The 16,313-nt window shown below is 62.1% G+C and carries 10 protein-coding genes; 8 read left to right on the forward strand and 2 right to left on the reverse strand.

Going from position 1 to position 16,313, the window contains the following annotated elements:
* Window positions 1-6: 6 nt before the first annotated feature.
* Window positions 7-1,002, reverse strand: a complete 996-nt coding sequence (locus VQ575_RS10965) for an aldo/keto reductase (RefSeq protein ID WP_039591279.1) — start codon at window positions 1,000-1,002, stop codon at window positions 7-9.
* Between the two features lie 115 nt (window positions 1,003-1,117).
* Here VQ575_RS10965 and VQ575_RS10970 point away from each other — a divergent pair, with 115 nt between their 5' ends.
* The 6 genes from VQ575_RS10970 (at window position 1,118) to VQ575_RS10995 (ending at window position 9,905) form a co-directional block, all read left to right on the forward strand.
* On the forward strand, window positions 1,118-2,041 hold the full coding sequence (locus tag VQ575_RS10970; protein ID WP_325919632.1) for a LysR family transcriptional regulator: 924 nt from the start codon (window positions 1,118-1,120) through the stop codon (window positions 2,039-2,041).
* Between the two features lie 113 nt (window positions 2,042-2,154).
* Window positions 2,155-4,155: a M10 family metallopeptidase C-terminal domain-containing protein gene (locus VQ575_RS10975; protein ID WP_325919634.1), complete on the forward strand. Its 2,001-nt coding sequence runs from the start codon at window positions 2,155-2,157 to the stop codon at window positions 4,153-4,155.
* 139 nt (window positions 4,156-4,294) lie between these two features.
* Window positions 4,295-6,079 carry a type I secretion system permease/ATPase gene (locus VQ575_RS10980; protein WP_039591272.1) on the forward strand — a complete coding sequence of 595 codons (1,785 nt, stop codon included), beginning with the start codon at window positions 4,295-4,297 and terminating at the stop codon, window positions 6,077-6,079.
* The gene (locus tag VQ575_RS10985) at window positions 6,048-7,373 is read left to right on the forward strand and encodes an HlyD family type I secretion periplasmic adaptor subunit (RefSeq protein WP_196304776.1); all 1,326 of its coding nucleotides are present in this window, start codon (window positions 6,048-6,050) and stop codon (window positions 7,371-7,373) included. Before VQ575_RS10980 ends, VQ575_RS10985 begins: the two co-directional genes overlap by 32 nt.
* A 2-nt stretch (window positions 7,374-7,375) precedes the next feature.
* The gene (locus VQ575_RS10990; RefSeq protein WP_039591270.1) at window positions 7,376-8,749 is read left to right on the forward strand and encodes a TolC family outer membrane protein; all 1,374 of its coding nucleotides are present in this window, start codon (window positions 7,376-7,378) and stop codon (window positions 8,747-8,749) included.
* A 436-nt stretch (window positions 8,750-9,185) separates the two neighbouring features.
* Entirely contained in the window at window positions 9,186-9,905 is a 720-nt protein-coding gene (locus VQ575_RS10995) for a response regulator transcription factor (RefSeq protein ID WP_325919636.1), read from the forward strand.
* Window positions 9,906-9,988: 83 nt separating this feature from the next.
* On the opposite strand, the gene VQ575_RS11000 is transcribed toward VQ575_RS10995, so the two are convergent.
* Complete coding sequence (locus VQ575_RS11000; RefSeq protein ID WP_325919638.1) at window positions 9,989-14,167, reverse strand: DUF5801 repeats-in-toxin domain-containing protein; 4,179 nt, start codon at window positions 14,165-14,167, stop codon at window positions 9,989-9,991.
* 306 nt (window positions 14,168-14,473) lie between these two features.
* On the opposite strand from VQ575_RS11000, the gene VQ575_RS11005 reads away from it, so the two are divergent.
* Both VQ575_RS11005 and VQ575_RS11010 read left to right on the forward strand, forming a co-directional pair.
* Window positions 14,474-14,902: a DUF2231 domain-containing protein gene (locus VQ575_RS11005; protein ID WP_045156137.1), complete on the forward strand. Its 429-nt coding sequence runs from the start codon at window positions 14,474-14,476 to the stop codon at window positions 14,900-14,902.
* Window positions 14,899-16,191, forward strand: coding sequence for a PQQ-dependent sugar dehydrogenase (locus VQ575_RS11010; RefSeq protein ID WP_198723222.1), 1,293 nt, complete (start codon window positions 14,899-14,901; stop codon window positions 16,189-16,191). Before VQ575_RS11005 ends, VQ575_RS11010 begins: the two co-directional genes overlap by 4 nt.
* Window positions 16,192-16,313: the final 122 nt, after the last annotated feature.

A 16,313-nucleotide genomic window follows, 5' to 3' on the forward strand; every position in this document is an offset into this window, starting at 1 on the left:
GTGCCTTCAACCGTCCAGCAAGGTCATCACCTCTGCGCTGTACCGCTCTCCCGCCACGGCGCCTTCGGGGGCGAAAATAGCGTCGAGATGATTCAAGTCATCGCTGCTCAGGTGAACGCCGGCGGCGGCGACATTGCTTTCCAGGTATCGGCGCTGCTTGGTGCCCGGGATCGCGGTGACGTTGCTGCCCTGGGCGAGCACCCAAGCCAAGGCCAATTGCGAGGCAGTGATGTGTTTCTGCTCGGCCATGGCCCGGACCCGTTCGACCAGCTCAAGGTTGCGATAGAAATTGTCAGCCTGGAAACGTGGGTTGAAACGCCGATAGTCGTCGACAGCGAAATCATCCGGGGTCTTCAGTTCTCCGGTCAAAAAGCCACGCCCCAAAGGGCTGTAGGCAACAAAAGCGATCCCCAGGCGCCGGCAGGTTTCGAGCACGCCGTTGTGTTCCGGCTCCCTGGACCACAGCGAATATTCGCTTTGCACCGCCGCCAGGGGATGCACGGCATGGGCACGCTGGATGGTTTCGGCGCTGGCCTCTGAAATCCCGATGTGGCGGACCTTGCCGGCCTTGACCAACTCAGCCATCGCGCCAATCGTTTCTTCGACTGGCACCTGCGGGTCGATACGGTGCTGATAGTAGAGATCGAGGTAATCGGTTTCGAGGCGCTTGAGGCTGCCGTCGACCGATTGCCTAACGTATTCGGGGCGCCCATTGACGCCCCTGGCGTGTGGATCGGCGCTGCGCACCAGGCCGAACTTGCTTGCCAGGCAGATCCCTTCACGCTTGCCGCGCAAGGCCCGTCCAAGCAGCTCTTCGTTGGTATACGGCCCGTACATGTCGGCGGTGTCGAAGTGCGTTACGCCGAGCTCGATGGCGCGGTGGAGCGTGGCGATCGCCTCTCGCTCATCCGCGCCGGTAGTGTAGAAGTCAGACATGCCCATGCAGCCCAGGCCGATGGCGCTGACGTGTGGGCCTTGGTGGCCGAGTTGGCGAGTGATCATGCAATTCTTCCTTTGGGTTTAGAGGACGTGATCAGTCTCCGCAAATCGGTTTTCTGGATAAAGCCAGGGATTATGGTTTAACTATTCGTCATTTCTAAATAATGAGCCGAAAACCATGGACCGATTACAGGCAATGCAAGTGTTCCGGCGCATCGTCGAACTGGGCGGTTTTGGCCGGGCAGCCGATGACCTGGGGTTGCCTCGGGCCACCGTCAGCCTGTTGATCCAGCAGTTGGAAAGTCACTTGGGCGTGCAACTGCTGCAGCGCACCACCCGTCAAGTGCGCGCCACCCTCGATGGCGAAGCCTATTACCAGCGCTGCGGCCAATTGCTGGACGAGCTGGATGATTTGGAGAACTCGGTTTCCACGCAACGAAGCCAACCCCGGGGCACCTTGCGCGTGGACATGCCCATCGCCTTCGGCTGCACCTGGATCGTGCCGAACCTGCCGGCGTTCTATCGGCGCTACCCGCAGCTGCAATTGGACCTGGGTTTCCACGACCGCCAAGTGCACCTGCAACGCGAAGGTGTCGATTGCGCCATCCGGGCCGGCACTATCGTCGACCAGGCGCTGGTAGCGCGGCCGATCGTGCGGTTGCATCAAGTGACCTGTGCCAGCCCGGGATATCTGGTTCGCGCAGGTACGCCGCAGCGACTTGAAGCACTGGCCGAGCACCGCGCCATTAGTTTTGCCGCCGGCAATGGGCGCTTCTTTCCGTTCGAGTTCGAGGTGGCGGGGCAGGTGCGCGAGCTGCAGTTGCCGTCCGAACTGACCGTCAACAACGCCGACGCCTACGTGACGGCTTGCGAAGCGGGGCTCGGCTTGATCCAGGCGCCGCGTTATCACGTCCAGCGGCAGTTGGCCGAGGGGCGCCTGGTGCAAGTGTTGGCTGAACATCCGGTGCCGTCATGGCCGATTTCGGTGGTCTATCCGCCGCATCGGCAGTTGTCGCCCAGGGTGCGGGTGTTCATCGACTGGGTGATCGAATTGCTGCATGGCGTGGCGGACGTGCAAGGTGAACTGATGGAGAAAGTGTGAGGGTTGAAAAGGGTGCTGTGCTGATGGATCCAAAACTGGCGAAGCTGGCATGAGGGGCTATTTTGTAAGGTGCGAAATTTTCTGGAGCTCCCCATCGACACATGAGGCTCAGCATGGACAACGCAGACAGCAACGCAGGATTGACCCCACGAGCGGGCACCGGCAAGACCTTCGTCGACCTTGACGGCTACAACGACAGCAAGAAAATCGCGGTGGCCCCGGACGGCAAGATATGGCTGGCGGGCATGACCGGGGTGGACAAGGGCTGGGAAAACGAAGGCTACCGGACCTCGCTGATGCGCTTCAACGCCGACGGCACCCCCGATACGACCTTCAGCGACGATGGCAAGACGCAGCTTCCCCACGATATCTACCCGGGGGAAGGCTACAGCGCGGCCGTGCAGCCGGATGGGAAATATTTGCTGGTCTATCCGCAATTCACGTCCGGCATCGCCATGATCCGGATCAATACCGACGGTACCGTGGACCAGGGGTTTGGTATCGACGGCAAAGCCATCGTGCCGGCGACTTGGGGCGATTATGCCAGTGCCACGGTACAGCCTGACGGCAAGATCCTCGTGTCGAATCGTGACAGCTATGAGAATCTTTTTTCGGTCAGTCGCCTCAATGCCGACGGGACGGTTGACTCGACCTTCAATGGCGGCAACGCCATCGAATTCAACATCCCGGACATTGGCGCGCTGGAAGGGTACGGATTCACGCTGCAAGCGGACGGCAAATTACTGGTGCCGGGTTACAACGGCGAGATGGTGGTCGCGCGCTTGAATGCCGACGGCAGCCTGGACAGCAGTTTCGGCACGGACGGCCTGGCCGACACGCAGGTGGCAGGCTTGGCGGCCGCCGTCACAGTCCAGGCCGATGGCAAGATCCTGCTGGCCGGTGGCGGCGAACAAGAGGGCAGCGGTTATGATTTCAAGATCATCCGGCTGAATCAGGACGGCACGCTGGACACCAGCTTCGGCAATGCCGGCGTAGCGGTGCTTGACCTGACCGGGGATCGGGATATGGCGCGGGACATCACCGTACTGGCGGACGGGAAAATCCTCGTGGCGGGGCAGAGCACCTATTTCGGCAACCCTGATTTCAGCCTCATCCGGCTCAACCCCGACGGCACGCTCGACACCACGTTCGGCGCCCTTGAAGGTGTCTTGCCGCGCATTGATGGGGCGCAGGGCGATGATGTCCTGTCAGGCAGCTATGTCCCGGAGCGACTCAGCGGTCATGACGGTGCCGACTTGCTCGACGGCGCCGGGCAACGGGACGTGCTGGAGGGCGGCGCCGGTGCCGATGTCTTTCGGATCAACGTGATCGGCGACAGCTATCGTATCGACGGCCAGGTGGTCAGCGATCGCATCGCCGATTTCGACGCCAACCTGGATCGCATCGACTTGACGTCGCTGGGTTTCAGCGGGTTCGGCAATGGATTGGACGGAACCTTGGCGGTGCAGGTCAATGAGGCAGGGACGCGAACCTATCTGAAAAGCTTCGAAGCGAACTGGCAGGGCCATCGTTTCGAACTGGCCTTGGACGGTGACCTGGCTGACGCCCTCAATGAAACCAATGTGGTATTCGCGCCGCAACGGGTCCAGGGGACGGACTCAGCCGACCGGCTGGTGGGCTCGGTAGTCGGCGACGAGATACTCGCCGGTGCCGGTAACGATGTCGTTTCGGGCGGCAATGGGCACGATGTCATCGATGGCGGGCTGGGACGTGACGTGCTCAGTGGCGGCGAGGGTTCGGATGTATTTCGCTACGATTCCCTCGAGGACAGCTTCCGCACGGCGGACGGTAACTTCCAGGATCGGATCACCGATTTCAATCCGCTCACCGACAAGATCGATGTGTCGGCGTTGGGTTTCACCGAACTCTGGAGCGGTTACTACACATCGCTGCGAGCGGTTGTCAGCGAAGACGGCCAGCGGACCTACCTGAAAAGCTACGACGCCGATGAAGAAGGGCGCCGATTCGAGATTACCCTGGAGGGCAATGTGGCTTCGGAACTGAGCGACAACAACTTTATTTTTGCTTCCGGCGACGATGCCTTTGCCGAGCTGCAACTGCTGGGCGTAGCTGCCCCGGAGCAATTCGGCTAGCAGGCCATTCGTTCCAATCCCTGGTGACCTCCCTGGCCGGGGATTGGCTTGGATCCGAAAACATTCTGGCCAATCGCGATACACCCTTGCCCGCCATGATCTACGCTCCAGAAGAGGGTCTCTCGGGCAGGGGGTTTCAATGCGAAGCGCACCTGAAAACAGTCTGAAAAAAGCATTGAAAGCCTGTCGGGACAGTTTCATTTCTGTCGGTTTCTTCAGCTTTTTCATCAACGCGCTGATGCTTGTCCCGACCTTCTACATGCTCCAGGTGTACGAGCGCGTGATCACCAGTGGAAGCCTCACGACGTTGGCGATGCTGACGCTGATCATGACGACCCTGGTGATCACGCTTGGCTCCCTGGAATGGATCCGTTCGCGCATCATGGTCCGGGTCAGTACCCGGTTGGACGTGTTGCTTGGCCGCCAGGTCTACAAGGCCAGTTTCAAACGGGCCCTGGACAGTGGCGGCATGGATGCCTCGGCCCAGTCGTTGAACGACCTGACAGGCTTGCGGCAGTTTCTTTCCGGCAACGGGCTGTTCGCTTTTTTCGATGCGCCTTGGCTGCCGATCTATATCGCCGTGATGTTTCTTTTCCACCCCTGGTTTGGCTGGGTTGCCACGGCCAGCGCCTTGTTGTTGCTGGCGCTCGCCTTTCTCAATGAGCGGCTGACCGGACCGGCACTGGCCCAGGCCAACAAGGAACACATCGGGGCGACACTCGACACGACGAAAAACCTGCGCAACGCCGAAGTGATCGAATCCATGGGCATGCTTGAAACCCTGATTGACCGTTGGGGACGGCGCCAGCGCAACGTGCTGATGTTGCAGTCGTTGGCCAGCGACAGAGGCGCCCTCATCAGCACGCTCTCACGCACCTTCCGGCTCCTCGTGCAATCGCTGGTGCTGGGGCTCGGCGCCTACCTCGCGGTGGACCATCAAGTGGGGGCGGGCCTGGTGTTCGCCGGGGCGGTGCTGCTGGGGCGCGCACTGGCGCCTATCGATCTGATCATCGGCAGTTGGAAAGGGTTTATCGCCGCGCGCTCACAGTACAGCCGCCTGAACGACATTCTCGACAAGCAGCAGGCGCAACCCGAGCGCATGCCTTTGCTGGCGCCACAGGGGGACGTGCGGGTCGAGAACCTGGTTGTCGCCGCACCGGGTTCCAGGACCGCGATCATCAGGAACATCAGTTTCAGCGCGCCGGCCGGTTGCACGGTCGGCATCATCGGCCCAAGCGCTGCGGGCAAGTCGACCCTGGCCCGGGCCCTGATCGGGGTGTGGCCACCACAACTCGGGGTGATTCGGCTCGATGGCGCGGATATCAGTGCCTGGGACAAACAGGAGTTGGGCCCCTACATCGGTTATTTGCCCCAGGACATCGAACTGTTCGAAGGCACCGTCGGTGAGAACATCGCCCGTTTCGCCGAGGTCGATTCGGCGAAAGTCATCCTGGCGGCCATGACCGCTGGCGTGCACGAGATGATTTTGCAGCTGCCCGATGGCTACGACACCGTGCTGGGCAGCGAGGGCATCATGCTGTCGGCGGGACAACGCCAGCGCATCGGCCTGGCGCGGGCCCTGTACGGGAATCCGCGGCTGATCGTCCTCGACGAACCCAACTCCAATCTGGACGACGTGGGTGACCGTGCCCTGGCAGCCGCCGTGCAGCAACTCAAGCTGACCGGCGCGACCTTATTCGTCATTACCCACCGGACCAACATCGTGTCGCAACTTGACCGGCTGATGGTGTTGAACGCCGGTGTCATCAGTGTCTATGGGCCTCGCGAGCATGTCCTGGCCGAACTCAACGCGCAGCGACAGCAGGCACAGACGCCAGCCGTACCCGCAAGCTCCGGCGCGGCTTCGGTCGACACCGGCAAGGGTGATTCCGATGAACCCCGTGGTGCCCATTCGCCCAATTGACAGCTTCGCCGACCTGCCGATATCCGACCATAAGATCCGACGCCTGGGTGTGATCATCGTAGGGCTGATCTTCGGCCTGTTCGGCACCTGGGCGGCCATCGCGCCACTCGACGGCGCCGCCTATGCACCCGGTGTCGTCACCGTGCAGGCTTATCGCAAGACCGTCCAGCACCTTGAGGGCGGCATCGTCAAGGCGGTACTTGCCCATGACGGGGACATCGTCAAGCGCGACGATCCGCTGATCATCCTGGACGACGCGCAGCTGCGCTTTGAATACGAGATGACGCGAAGCCAATTGCTCGCGGCCAGGGCGATGGAGGCGAGGCTCATCGCCGAGCGCGACATGTCGTCGACGGTAGGTTTCGGCGAGATGACCGAGCCGCAGAACCTGCGGGGCATGGAGGCGCGCCAGGGCGAGAGCCATGTATTCAGCGCCCGGCAAAACTCACGCCTGGGCCAGATCGCGGTGTTGCGCGAGCGCATCGGCCAGTTCCGGCAACAGATCAAGGGCCTGGAATCGATGGTCGGCGCCAAAGTCAAGCTGGAGAAATCCTACAGCGGCGAAATCAGCGACTTGTCCGAACTGCTCAAGCAAGGCTTCGTCGACAAGCAGCGCTTGCTCGAGCAGGAACGCAAGTTGGGACTGCTGCGTTCGGAAGTCGCCGACCACCGCTCAACCATCGACCGAACGCGTTTGCAAATCAGCGAAACACAGTTGCAGATCCTCCAGGTGGACAAGGAATTCAACGCCGAGGTGGTCAAGCAACTGGCCGAGGTACAAACCAAGATCTACGACCTCCAGGAAAAAACCTCGGCCCTGGAAGACCGGCTCAGCCGCGTGGTCATCCGTGCGCCCGACGCGGGCATGGTGATCGACATGACGGTGCACACCATCGGCGGCGTGGTACGACCGGCCACGCCATTGCTGGATATCGTTCCTTCGGTATCCGACCTGGTAATCGAGGCCCAGGTCGCGCCGGTGGATATCGACCGCATCGCCATCGGCAAGCGGGCCGACATCCGTTTCGGCGCCTTCAACAGCGCGACCACCCCCGTGATCGAGGGCCAGGTCAGCAGCGTCTCGGCCGACCGGATGACCAACGAAAAGACGGGGACGGCTTATTACCTGGTGCGGGTGCGAGTGACCCAGGAGGGCGCGCAAACGCTGGGTGAGCGCAAATTGCTGCCAGGGATGCCGGCGGATGTGTTGATTATTACGGGGCAACGCACGCTGTTGCAGTATCTGATGCAACCGGCGCGCAATGCGCTTTCCCAATCGATGATCGAGGAATGACCATGGTCGTGTCGGTCGCGTTGCTGGGCAGTGCCTGGGTGTTGGCGGTGGGCGTCGCCGTGGCGCAAACCGAGGTCGCGGTGCCCCCCGGGGTAAACGCCTCGATGTATTCCACCGACCTCATGCAGTTGTATCGCGAGGCGCGGCTGGAAGACCCGCAAGTGCTCGCCTCCTTTGCGCAAGCACAGGCGGGAACCGAGCACCAGCGCGAGGCCAAGGGCGCGCTGTTGCCGCAGCTGTCGTTCAATGCCGGGTCGAACCGGATTCATCAGGAAAGCGATCTGGTGGAACGTAGTTACGACAGCGAAAGCTATGGCCTGGTGTTGCGTCAGTATCTCTACAACAAGGCGGCATGGGAGAACTATCAAAAATTCAAGAGCCTGGCCAGGCAGTCCGAGTCGCAAGCGCTCGACAGCCAGGCCGAGGCCGCCGTGGAACTGGCCCAGCGCTATTTCACCGCGTTGGCGGCCGAGGATGAACTGGAACTGGTGAAGGCCGAGCGTCGCACCACGCAAAAGAGCCTGGACCGGGTCAATGCGCTGTACGAGAAGCAGATGGCGTTGATCACCGATCAACTCGACCTCAAAGCCAGGGTGGACCTGCTTTCGGCGCAAGAGCTGGACGCCCGCAACCAGGCCAGCCTCAGCCGCGAGGCACTGGCGGAGATTGTCGGTCGGCCAGTCAAGGAACGGCTCGACCGGATTCGCAGTGACCGGCAATTGCAGGTGTCGGCACAGAGCCTGGAGAGCTGGGTCCGTGATGGCATCGCCTTCAATCCGGCGCTCAAGGCCAACGAGAGCGGTGTCGAGGCGGCAGGCGCGGCGCTGCGCAGCGGCAAGGGCGGGCATTATCCGACCCTGAGCTTGAACCTAAGCGCGCAACAGACCAACGAGGGTTACAACAACTCATTGGCCCCCCGCACCGACAGCTATGTCGCGGGCATCGGCCTGCAAGTGCCGCTGTACAGCGGCGGCTCAACCTCGGCGCGGGTCCGTGGGCTGTATCAGGATCAGATAGTTGCCGAGCAGCAGATGGAAGCCGTGCGGCGGCGGGTGGTCAAGGAGATCACCAACGCCTACCTGACCGCCAACTCCAATGGGGAAAAAATCGGCGCGAACCGGCTGGCGCTGGAGTCGGCACAGCTGTCCAGGGTGGCGGCGGAAAAAGCGCTGAGCTATGGGATGGTCAATTCGGTCGATGTGCTGGCCAGCGTGCGCAACGAATTTCGCGCCCGACGGGATCTGCTCAAGACCCAGTACGAATTCCTCAGCAACGTGCTGACGCTCAACCGCTGGGCTGGCAGGCCACCCGCCGACAGTATCGAACACGTCAATGGCTGGCTGAGCCCTGGCAGCGCTGGGCAGGATTTCCGTTGATTGGCCAAATGTGGCGAGCCTGCTCGCGAATGCGCTGTCACCGCCGATGAGATGTTGGATGTGCCGGCCTCTTCGCGAGCAGGGGCAAAGCGGTGCGTCACCGAAACCCGGTAGGCCCCCAGGCCGCGTCGGGGCGCACGTGGACCCTAAATATGTTCGTGATGTCGATAAATTGGCGCCATTCTTGTACTTATGAAGCCTAATACACCGCTCGTCGATTAATTGACGAGTCGCGCAGGAGACGACCCGACGTTGCGTCAGGCTGGCCTAGACTCAGGCTACGGACCCAAGTGCAACGCATGATCATGTGTAAGTCGTTGATAATTATTCCTGTTTAAACGGACTCAACGGTCTTGTTCGGCTGCGTCACACAGGCTCATTTGCCGTTGGTTCACAGGATGAACCCCATCGTTTGTTGTTCAAGGGGGTTATCAATATGAGACCGGACCACCGAAGTTCGATACGCGTCTTGCTGATCGATTGTCGCCCCCTTGTGTTGAGGGGATTGCACGATCTGATCAATGCCAGGAAACCCCAGATGGAAGTCAGCGGCCAGGCCTCCACCTACACCAACGCCCTGGATCTCGCCGACCAATTACGCCCCAACGTGATTTTTTTCAGCTTCTTTCCCGATGCGCTGAATCCGCTGGAGGTCGTCGCCGGGCTCACCCGCAACACCGAGATGAAAGTGCTGGTGCTCAAGGGATTGTACGAAGCCGTACCCGTTGCCCAGGCTATCGAGGCGGGCGCGCGCGGTGTCGTGTTGGCGGAAGACCCGACGGAATCGATCATCCGCGCGATCATCAAGGTTCATCACCGCGATACCGGGTCAGACAGGGCTTGGGCCGGAGGGTTGTCAGGCTATGCCACGATGGGTCATGTACCCACCCAGTGCAACCTGGAGCAGGCGAAGCAGGCGCGACTGACCCTGCGTGAGAAAGAGCTGATTCGAGCCATCGTCGCCGACCCGTCCGCCAAGTACATCAGCATCGCAGGGCGCCTGGGCATCAGCGAGCACACTGTGCACAACCACCTCAGCAACATTTACCAGAAGCTCAATCTCATCAACCGGATCGACTTGCTGATGTACGCCCTCAAGCACGGGCTGACCAATAACGAGGATCCCCCCGAGTCCACCTGGGTGGAACTGGACTGAGCCGACACGATGGGCAGATCCGGAAAAAACAATGCGGGGAGGATTTCCAGGTCCTCCCCGCATTTTTCATGCTCGCCCTATGTTCAGGCTGCGCCCAGCACCACGTCGCTGCTGAGCAGGTCCACCCCGACCAGCGTGATGGTGGTGATTTGTCCTCCGGTTTCGGCAACCGTCACGATGCTGTCCGCTCCGCCATTGTCGATGGACTGGACCACCGCGCCCTGGTCGCCGTTGAGCACCAAGGTATCGCGCAGGTCCAGGCTGACATCGAAGCCGGTTACTTGATACGTGTCCTCGGTGAAGGATAGGTCAATGTTGAAGGCATCGCGCTCGCCGCCCGTGCCGGCCAGCGTGTAGTTGTACAACGGGTCATCGGGGGTGTCGGCGAAGAGGTTGGCATCGAAGGCGCTCGTCGCCGTGTCACCGTCTTTGTCCGTCAGGGTCGCGTTGAAACTCAACTGGACATCGCTGGCCAGGTTCTCGGTTTCCTGGATGAACTGGATCACCGGGATCTTGATCGCGCCACGGGCCATCGTGAGCTGGACGGCATCGATCATTACCGAACCCTCGCGCTCGACCTCGAAGGACACCTGTCCGCCGGCCTCGGGCGTGAGGGTGTTGACCTCGATGAGATTGGAGAACGTACCGTCCTCGTAGTAGATCCGGAAATACAAGTCTTCGGTCGCGGTGTTGTAGCCGGCCACGGAATTGTCGATGAAGATCTTCATGCCCGTGACCAGGCTTTCCGGGTTGATGACGAAGCTCTCATCGGCCGCGCCGATGGCAGCCAGGTTGTCGCCCTGGAGCAGGTTGTTGGCGACCCCGATGCCGGAGGTGCTGACGTTCATGGCCGCCGGGTCGATATACGACGGCAGTGGCGTGGTTTGCAGGGCAGCTTCGGTGGGGTCGGCGAGTCCGATGCCGATGCCGGCGAGGATGTCCGTCGGCGAGGCGAGGGCTTTCGCCGAGAAGAACACGATTTCCTCTGAGGCTGAAGGGATGGCCGGGTTATCGGTGTCCGGGATCAGCAAGGTGCGCACTGAATCCGGGCCGCCGGCACTGAGGGCGCCGTCTGCGCTGCTGCGCACGATCGTCGAACTGAAGCCCTGCACCAGGTCCAGCGCATAGCTGCCGTCGGCGTAGGCGGTGAGCGTGTAGTCGACCGCAGTGTCCGCCGTGGCGGCATTGTTGTCGAAATCACCGGTCAACGTGCCCGCGAACTGATAGGCGCCATTGCCGTCCGGGGAGGGCGCCTGTTCGGTGAGCGTACCGGTGCCGGTGGTGGTCGTATTGTCCGGCCTGACCAGGGTGAACTGGCCGTTCACCAGCGTAATGTCCAGACCCGTTGCGCCGAGTCCATCGGCACCGGTGGAGTGGTTCCAGAAACCGTATTGCGGCAGGACGCTGCCAGTGCCGACCAGGTTGCCGAACGCGAGGGATGGGCCGTCATCCTCGAATACCAGGTTCTGGCCAATGTTCAATGTCGCCTGGGCGCTGTCGCCGTCCTTGTCGGTCTTGATCGCCGTGAGCGTGACCAGGCTGTCCGAGGACAGGCTTTTGGCGTCGTCGGGATTGGTCGGGTCGGGATGCACCAGCGCCCGGATCTGGTCCAGCGTGACGTCACCGTTGGTGGCGACGCTGACGGTGAACGCCAACAGGTTGGTGATGGCCGTACGGCCTTCCACCACGTTGCCGTTGAGCGACAGGTTGACCGCTTCGCCCGTGGCCGTGTCGGTCATGCCGGAAGGCCCCGCCACCACGCCCAAGGCGTACGTCAGCGTACCGGCATCGTCGGCGCCATACGCCGAGAGGAAATTGGCCGCGAAGTTTTGCGTGGCATCGGTCGCCAATACGGTCTCGTCCACCGTCAGCGTCGGCTCTGTGCCGGTGGTGCTGACGCTGGGGCCGTCGTCCTCGAACGAGAGATTCTGGCCAATATTGAGCGTCGATTGGGTGCTGTCGCCATCCTTGTCGGTGATGGTCGCCGTCAACGTGACCAGGTTGTCCGAGGTCAGCGTCACCGCATCATCGGGGTTGCTGGCGTCAGGGTGGACGACCGCCCGGACTTGATCCAGGGTGACGTCGCCATTGGTGGCGACGCTGACGGTGAACACCAGCGCGTCGCTGACGGCCGTGCGGCCTTCCACCACCGTGCCGTTGAGCGACAGGTTGACTGCTTCGCCAGTCGCCGTATCCGTCAGCCCGGAAGCACCCGCCACCACACCCAAGGCATAGGTCAGCGTGCCGGCACCGTCCGCGCCGTAGGACGAGTTGAAATTGGCCGCGTAGTTTTGCGTGGCGTCGGTTGCCAGTACGGTCTCGTCTACGGTCAACGTCGGCACTGTGCCCGTCGTACTGATGCTCGGTCCGTCGTCCTCGAAGGAGAGGTTCTGGCCAATGTCGAGCGTCGCCTGGACGCTGTCGCCATCCCCGTCGGTCTTGGTTGCCGTGAGTTTGACCAGGTCGTCGGACGTCAGTGTCGTGGCGTCATCGGGATCGGTGGTGTCGGGGTGCACCACGGCCCGGAGTTGGTCCAGCGTGACCTCGCCATTGCTGGCGACGCTGACGCTAAACACCAGCTCATTGGTCGTCGCCGTGCGGCCTTCCACCACCGTGCCGTTGAGGGATAGATTGACCGCCTCGCCGGTGGCCGTATCCGTCAAGCCAGAAGCGCCCGCGACCACGCTCAAGGCATAGGTCAGGGTGCCGGCACCGTCGGCGCCGAACGCGGAGACGAAGTTGGCGGCGAAGCTCTGCGTGGCATTGGTGGCCAGGACGGTTTCATCCACTGCCAGTGTCGGCTCGGTGCCGGTGGTGCTGATGCTCGGCCCGTCGTCTTCAAAGATGATCTTCGAGCCGATTTCGGTTTTGGCTACCGAGGCCTGGACCAGCGTGAAGCCACCGATGTCGAAGTCCGCGTGGTTATTGCCCTTGGCATCGAGCGCCGCGCCGTTTTCGATCAACACCCGATTGTGGTCCGCCGTCGTGGTGTATTCGATCTGGTAGCCGGCCTGGACCCCGGTGATGGTCGCCACCCCGGAATTGAAGCTGATGACAATGCCCGCGTCGTTGGCCGTACCGTCGGAGTTCTCCACGACCACGCCGGTGGCGATGTTGATGACGCGAACGTTGGTGATCGCCACAGGCGCATCACCGGCGTAGCCGTTGACGAAATCCACCCCAGGTTCGGCCGCGGTGCTGAAGGCGCTGATCCTGACCACCGCGGTCTTGCCGCTTTGCAATTGCACCACGTCGAAGTTGGCCATCTTCGTATCGAAAACGTCGGTGAAGTCGATGTTCGATTCCACGTCCGCTTCGGTCTGGGTCAGGTTGGGAATGGTCATGTCCTGCCGCGCACCGGTGACGAACGAATAACGGATGCCTTCCTGCTCGACGATCATTTGGTTGTTGGTGCCGAACGTGGTCGGCCCGCCGGCCTGGCTGGTGTTGATGGTGTCGCCGGTATTGATGTTGACCCCGGTGGACTGGTCGGCCGGGTTTTTACCGGTGGCGATGATGGTGGGGTCGGTGATCCGCAGCACGCCGTCGACCAGCTCGGTGGTCGGATCCGCCGAGGTGTACATCAGGAACAGGTTCTGGCCGGAAGGGGCGCCCTCCAGGCTGAACTCCAAGTCCTGGCTGGCACCGACGAAGACTTTGTCGAGCAGATTGACCGCGTCGTCCGGGTTGGTGTTATCCGGTTGGGCGAGCGGTTGGTAGAGCACGGTCCAGATCTTGCCGCCGGTGGCGGTTTCGTCGATGTACGCGGCGAAGACAATCGCACCGTTTGGCCCGCCGGCCCGGCCGAGGACGATATTGTCATTGGTGTCGGTGTACAGCAGGATGCTGGTGCCATCGAGGGTGTCCAAGCCACTGTCGACCCCATCGAGCGGGGCGCCATCGCTGCCAACAAAGCTGATGCCGGTTACGAGTGCTCCAGGGGCGGCGTTGATCGTAAAGGCATCGCTGCCGGTATCGCCCACCGCGCCGGTATAGCCACTCAGGGCGGCGCCGGTCGCCGTTCCAGCGCCCAGCGCGGTCAAGCGGCTGGCGAAGGACGAGGGCAGGGATGTCGCCAGGATGTCGTTGTCGTCGGCGTCTCCCGCCGGGGCGGGCGTGGCGGTGGCGTTCTGCAGGTTGGCGGTTTCGTCCAGGGTGACGTTCACGCCGGTTGCCACGACGCCGAGGTCGTCGGTGGCGCTTGCCGCGTCTAGCGAGGTCGGATCACTCAGCAGTGATGAGTCTTGCTCGCGAATAGTCATGACTTTCTCCAGAGCATGCGGTCATCAAGGCCTGACCGTTGACCATTGACCGCAACTATGGATATGCACGGGGTGATTGCGCATCGGCCGATACTCCCAGGCGGCATGGGAGTTTCGGACTAGTCGGCCCTCGCTTGGTCGCTCGCGCCCAGCGCCCCGTCAATACGGGTCCGAACGCCTGCGATGGCGAAAAATCGGAACTTACCCTTCGCCAGCGCGATCATTTTCCTTGGCGTCAACCCACGCGCCCTGCCAGTCAATTCTCTTGGAAATGACCGACAGGGCGCTGAACGATAAGGAGCTGTCATGACCGTTACCGCCCATCCTATCTACCGAAGCACGCCGGGGCCGCTCCATGCGGTCCTGCTTGCCGGCACGGTTCCGCTGTTTCTCGGGGGCCTGCTCAGCGACATCGCTTACTACAAGACCTACCAGATCCAGTGGAGCAATTTCGCCTCCTGGCTGATTGCCGGCGGGCTGCTGTTTTGTGGGCTGGCGTTGTTGTTCGCGTTGGTCAACCTGATCCGCGCGAACCACAAGGCCGGGCGTCCGGTAGGCTATTTCCTGCTGTTGCTCGCCACCTGGGTGCTGGGGCTGATCAACGCTTTCGAGCACGCCAAGGATGCCTGGGCCAGCATGCCCCAGGGCCTGGCGCTGTCCGTCGTCGTGACCCTGCTGGCCTGCGTGGCGGCCTGGGTCGGGCTGACCAACCTGCGTTCGGGAGGTGAGCAATGAAACCTCGCATCGCATTGACGGCCCTGAGCATGGCCTTGCTGTTGAGCGCCTGCGGAGGCGAAGGGGACACCACGCAAGCGCGCGGCCCGGATCCGAAGTTGCCCGAGCCCCAGCGTGGCCTGTTGCCGAGCATGAAAATCGCCGAGCCGGTGCCTTGGGGTGAGCAGAAGCCGACCGTGCCGCAAGGCTACGAGATCACTGCCATCGCCACCGACCTGAAGATCCCGCGCCAGACCCTGGTCCTGCCCAACGGCGATATCCTCGTGGCGGAGGGCCGTGGCGGAAACGCCGCGAAGCTCAAGCCCAAGGACGTGATCGCTAGCGTTATCAAGGCCAAGGGCAACACCCAGGTCAAGGGCGGCAACCGCCTGACGCTGCTGCGTGACGCCGATGGCGATGGCACTTACGAGCTGAAGACTGTCTTTGCCGAAAACCTCAACGCGCCCTATGGCCTGGCGTTTGCCGACGGCAAGCTGTACGTGGCGAACCAGGACGCGCTGGTTCGCTTCGATTATCAGGACGGCCAGACCAAGGCCAGCGGGGCGCCCGTCAAGGTCACTGATTTGCCCTCGGCGATCAACCATCACTGGACCAAGGCGCTGGCCATCAGCCCCGACGGGCGCTCGCTGTACGTCGGTATCGGTTCCAACAGCAACGTCACCGAGCGGGGCATGGAAGTCGAGATCGACCGGGCCATGGTCTGGCAGATCGACGCCGAGACGGGCGCCCACAAGCCTTACGCGACCGGCCTGCGCAACCCGACGGCGCTCAAGGTCGAGCCAGGCTCCGGGCAGCTATGGGCGGTGGTCAACGAACGGGACGAGTTGGGGCCGGACCTGGTGCCGGACTACCTGACTTCGGTGCGCGAAGGCGCGTTCTACGGTTGGCCCTATAGCTATTGGGGCCAGAACGTCGACCCACGGGCGCAGCCGCAAGATCCGCAAAAAGTCGCTGCCGCGGTCAAGCCCGACTACAGCCTGGGCTCCCACGTCGCCGCCCTGGGTGTCGATTTTTCCATTCCGGCCATGGGCGAAAAGTTCGCCGAAGGCGCGTTTGTGGGCGAGCACGGCAGTTGGAACCGTGACCAGCCGGTGGGCTACAAAGTGATCTTCGTGCCGTTCAGCAACGGTCGGCCCACGGGTGAGCCGGTTGATTTCGCGACCGGGTTCCGCGGTTCCGATGGCAAGACCCGAGGCCGGCCGGTGGGCGTGACCGTCGATCCTCGGGGGGCCTTGATCATTGCCGATGACCTGGCGAACACGGTGTGGCGGGTAACGCGCAAGCCGTGAACTTCAAGCCCGGGACGCATCGTTGTCCCGGGCTACCGCGCTGGTTCTGCAGTTTCGCGCAAGATCCCGACAGTCACCGCAACCTCACGAAAGCCCGATCTCCTTCATTGCGCGACAGTAAA

It is taken from the genome of Pseudomonas frederiksbergensis (genome assembly GCF_035751725.1).
Classification (GTDB): domain Bacteria; phylum Pseudomonadota; class Gammaproteobacteria; order Pseudomonadales; family Pseudomonadaceae; genus Aquipseudomonas; species Aquipseudomonas frederiksbergensis_A.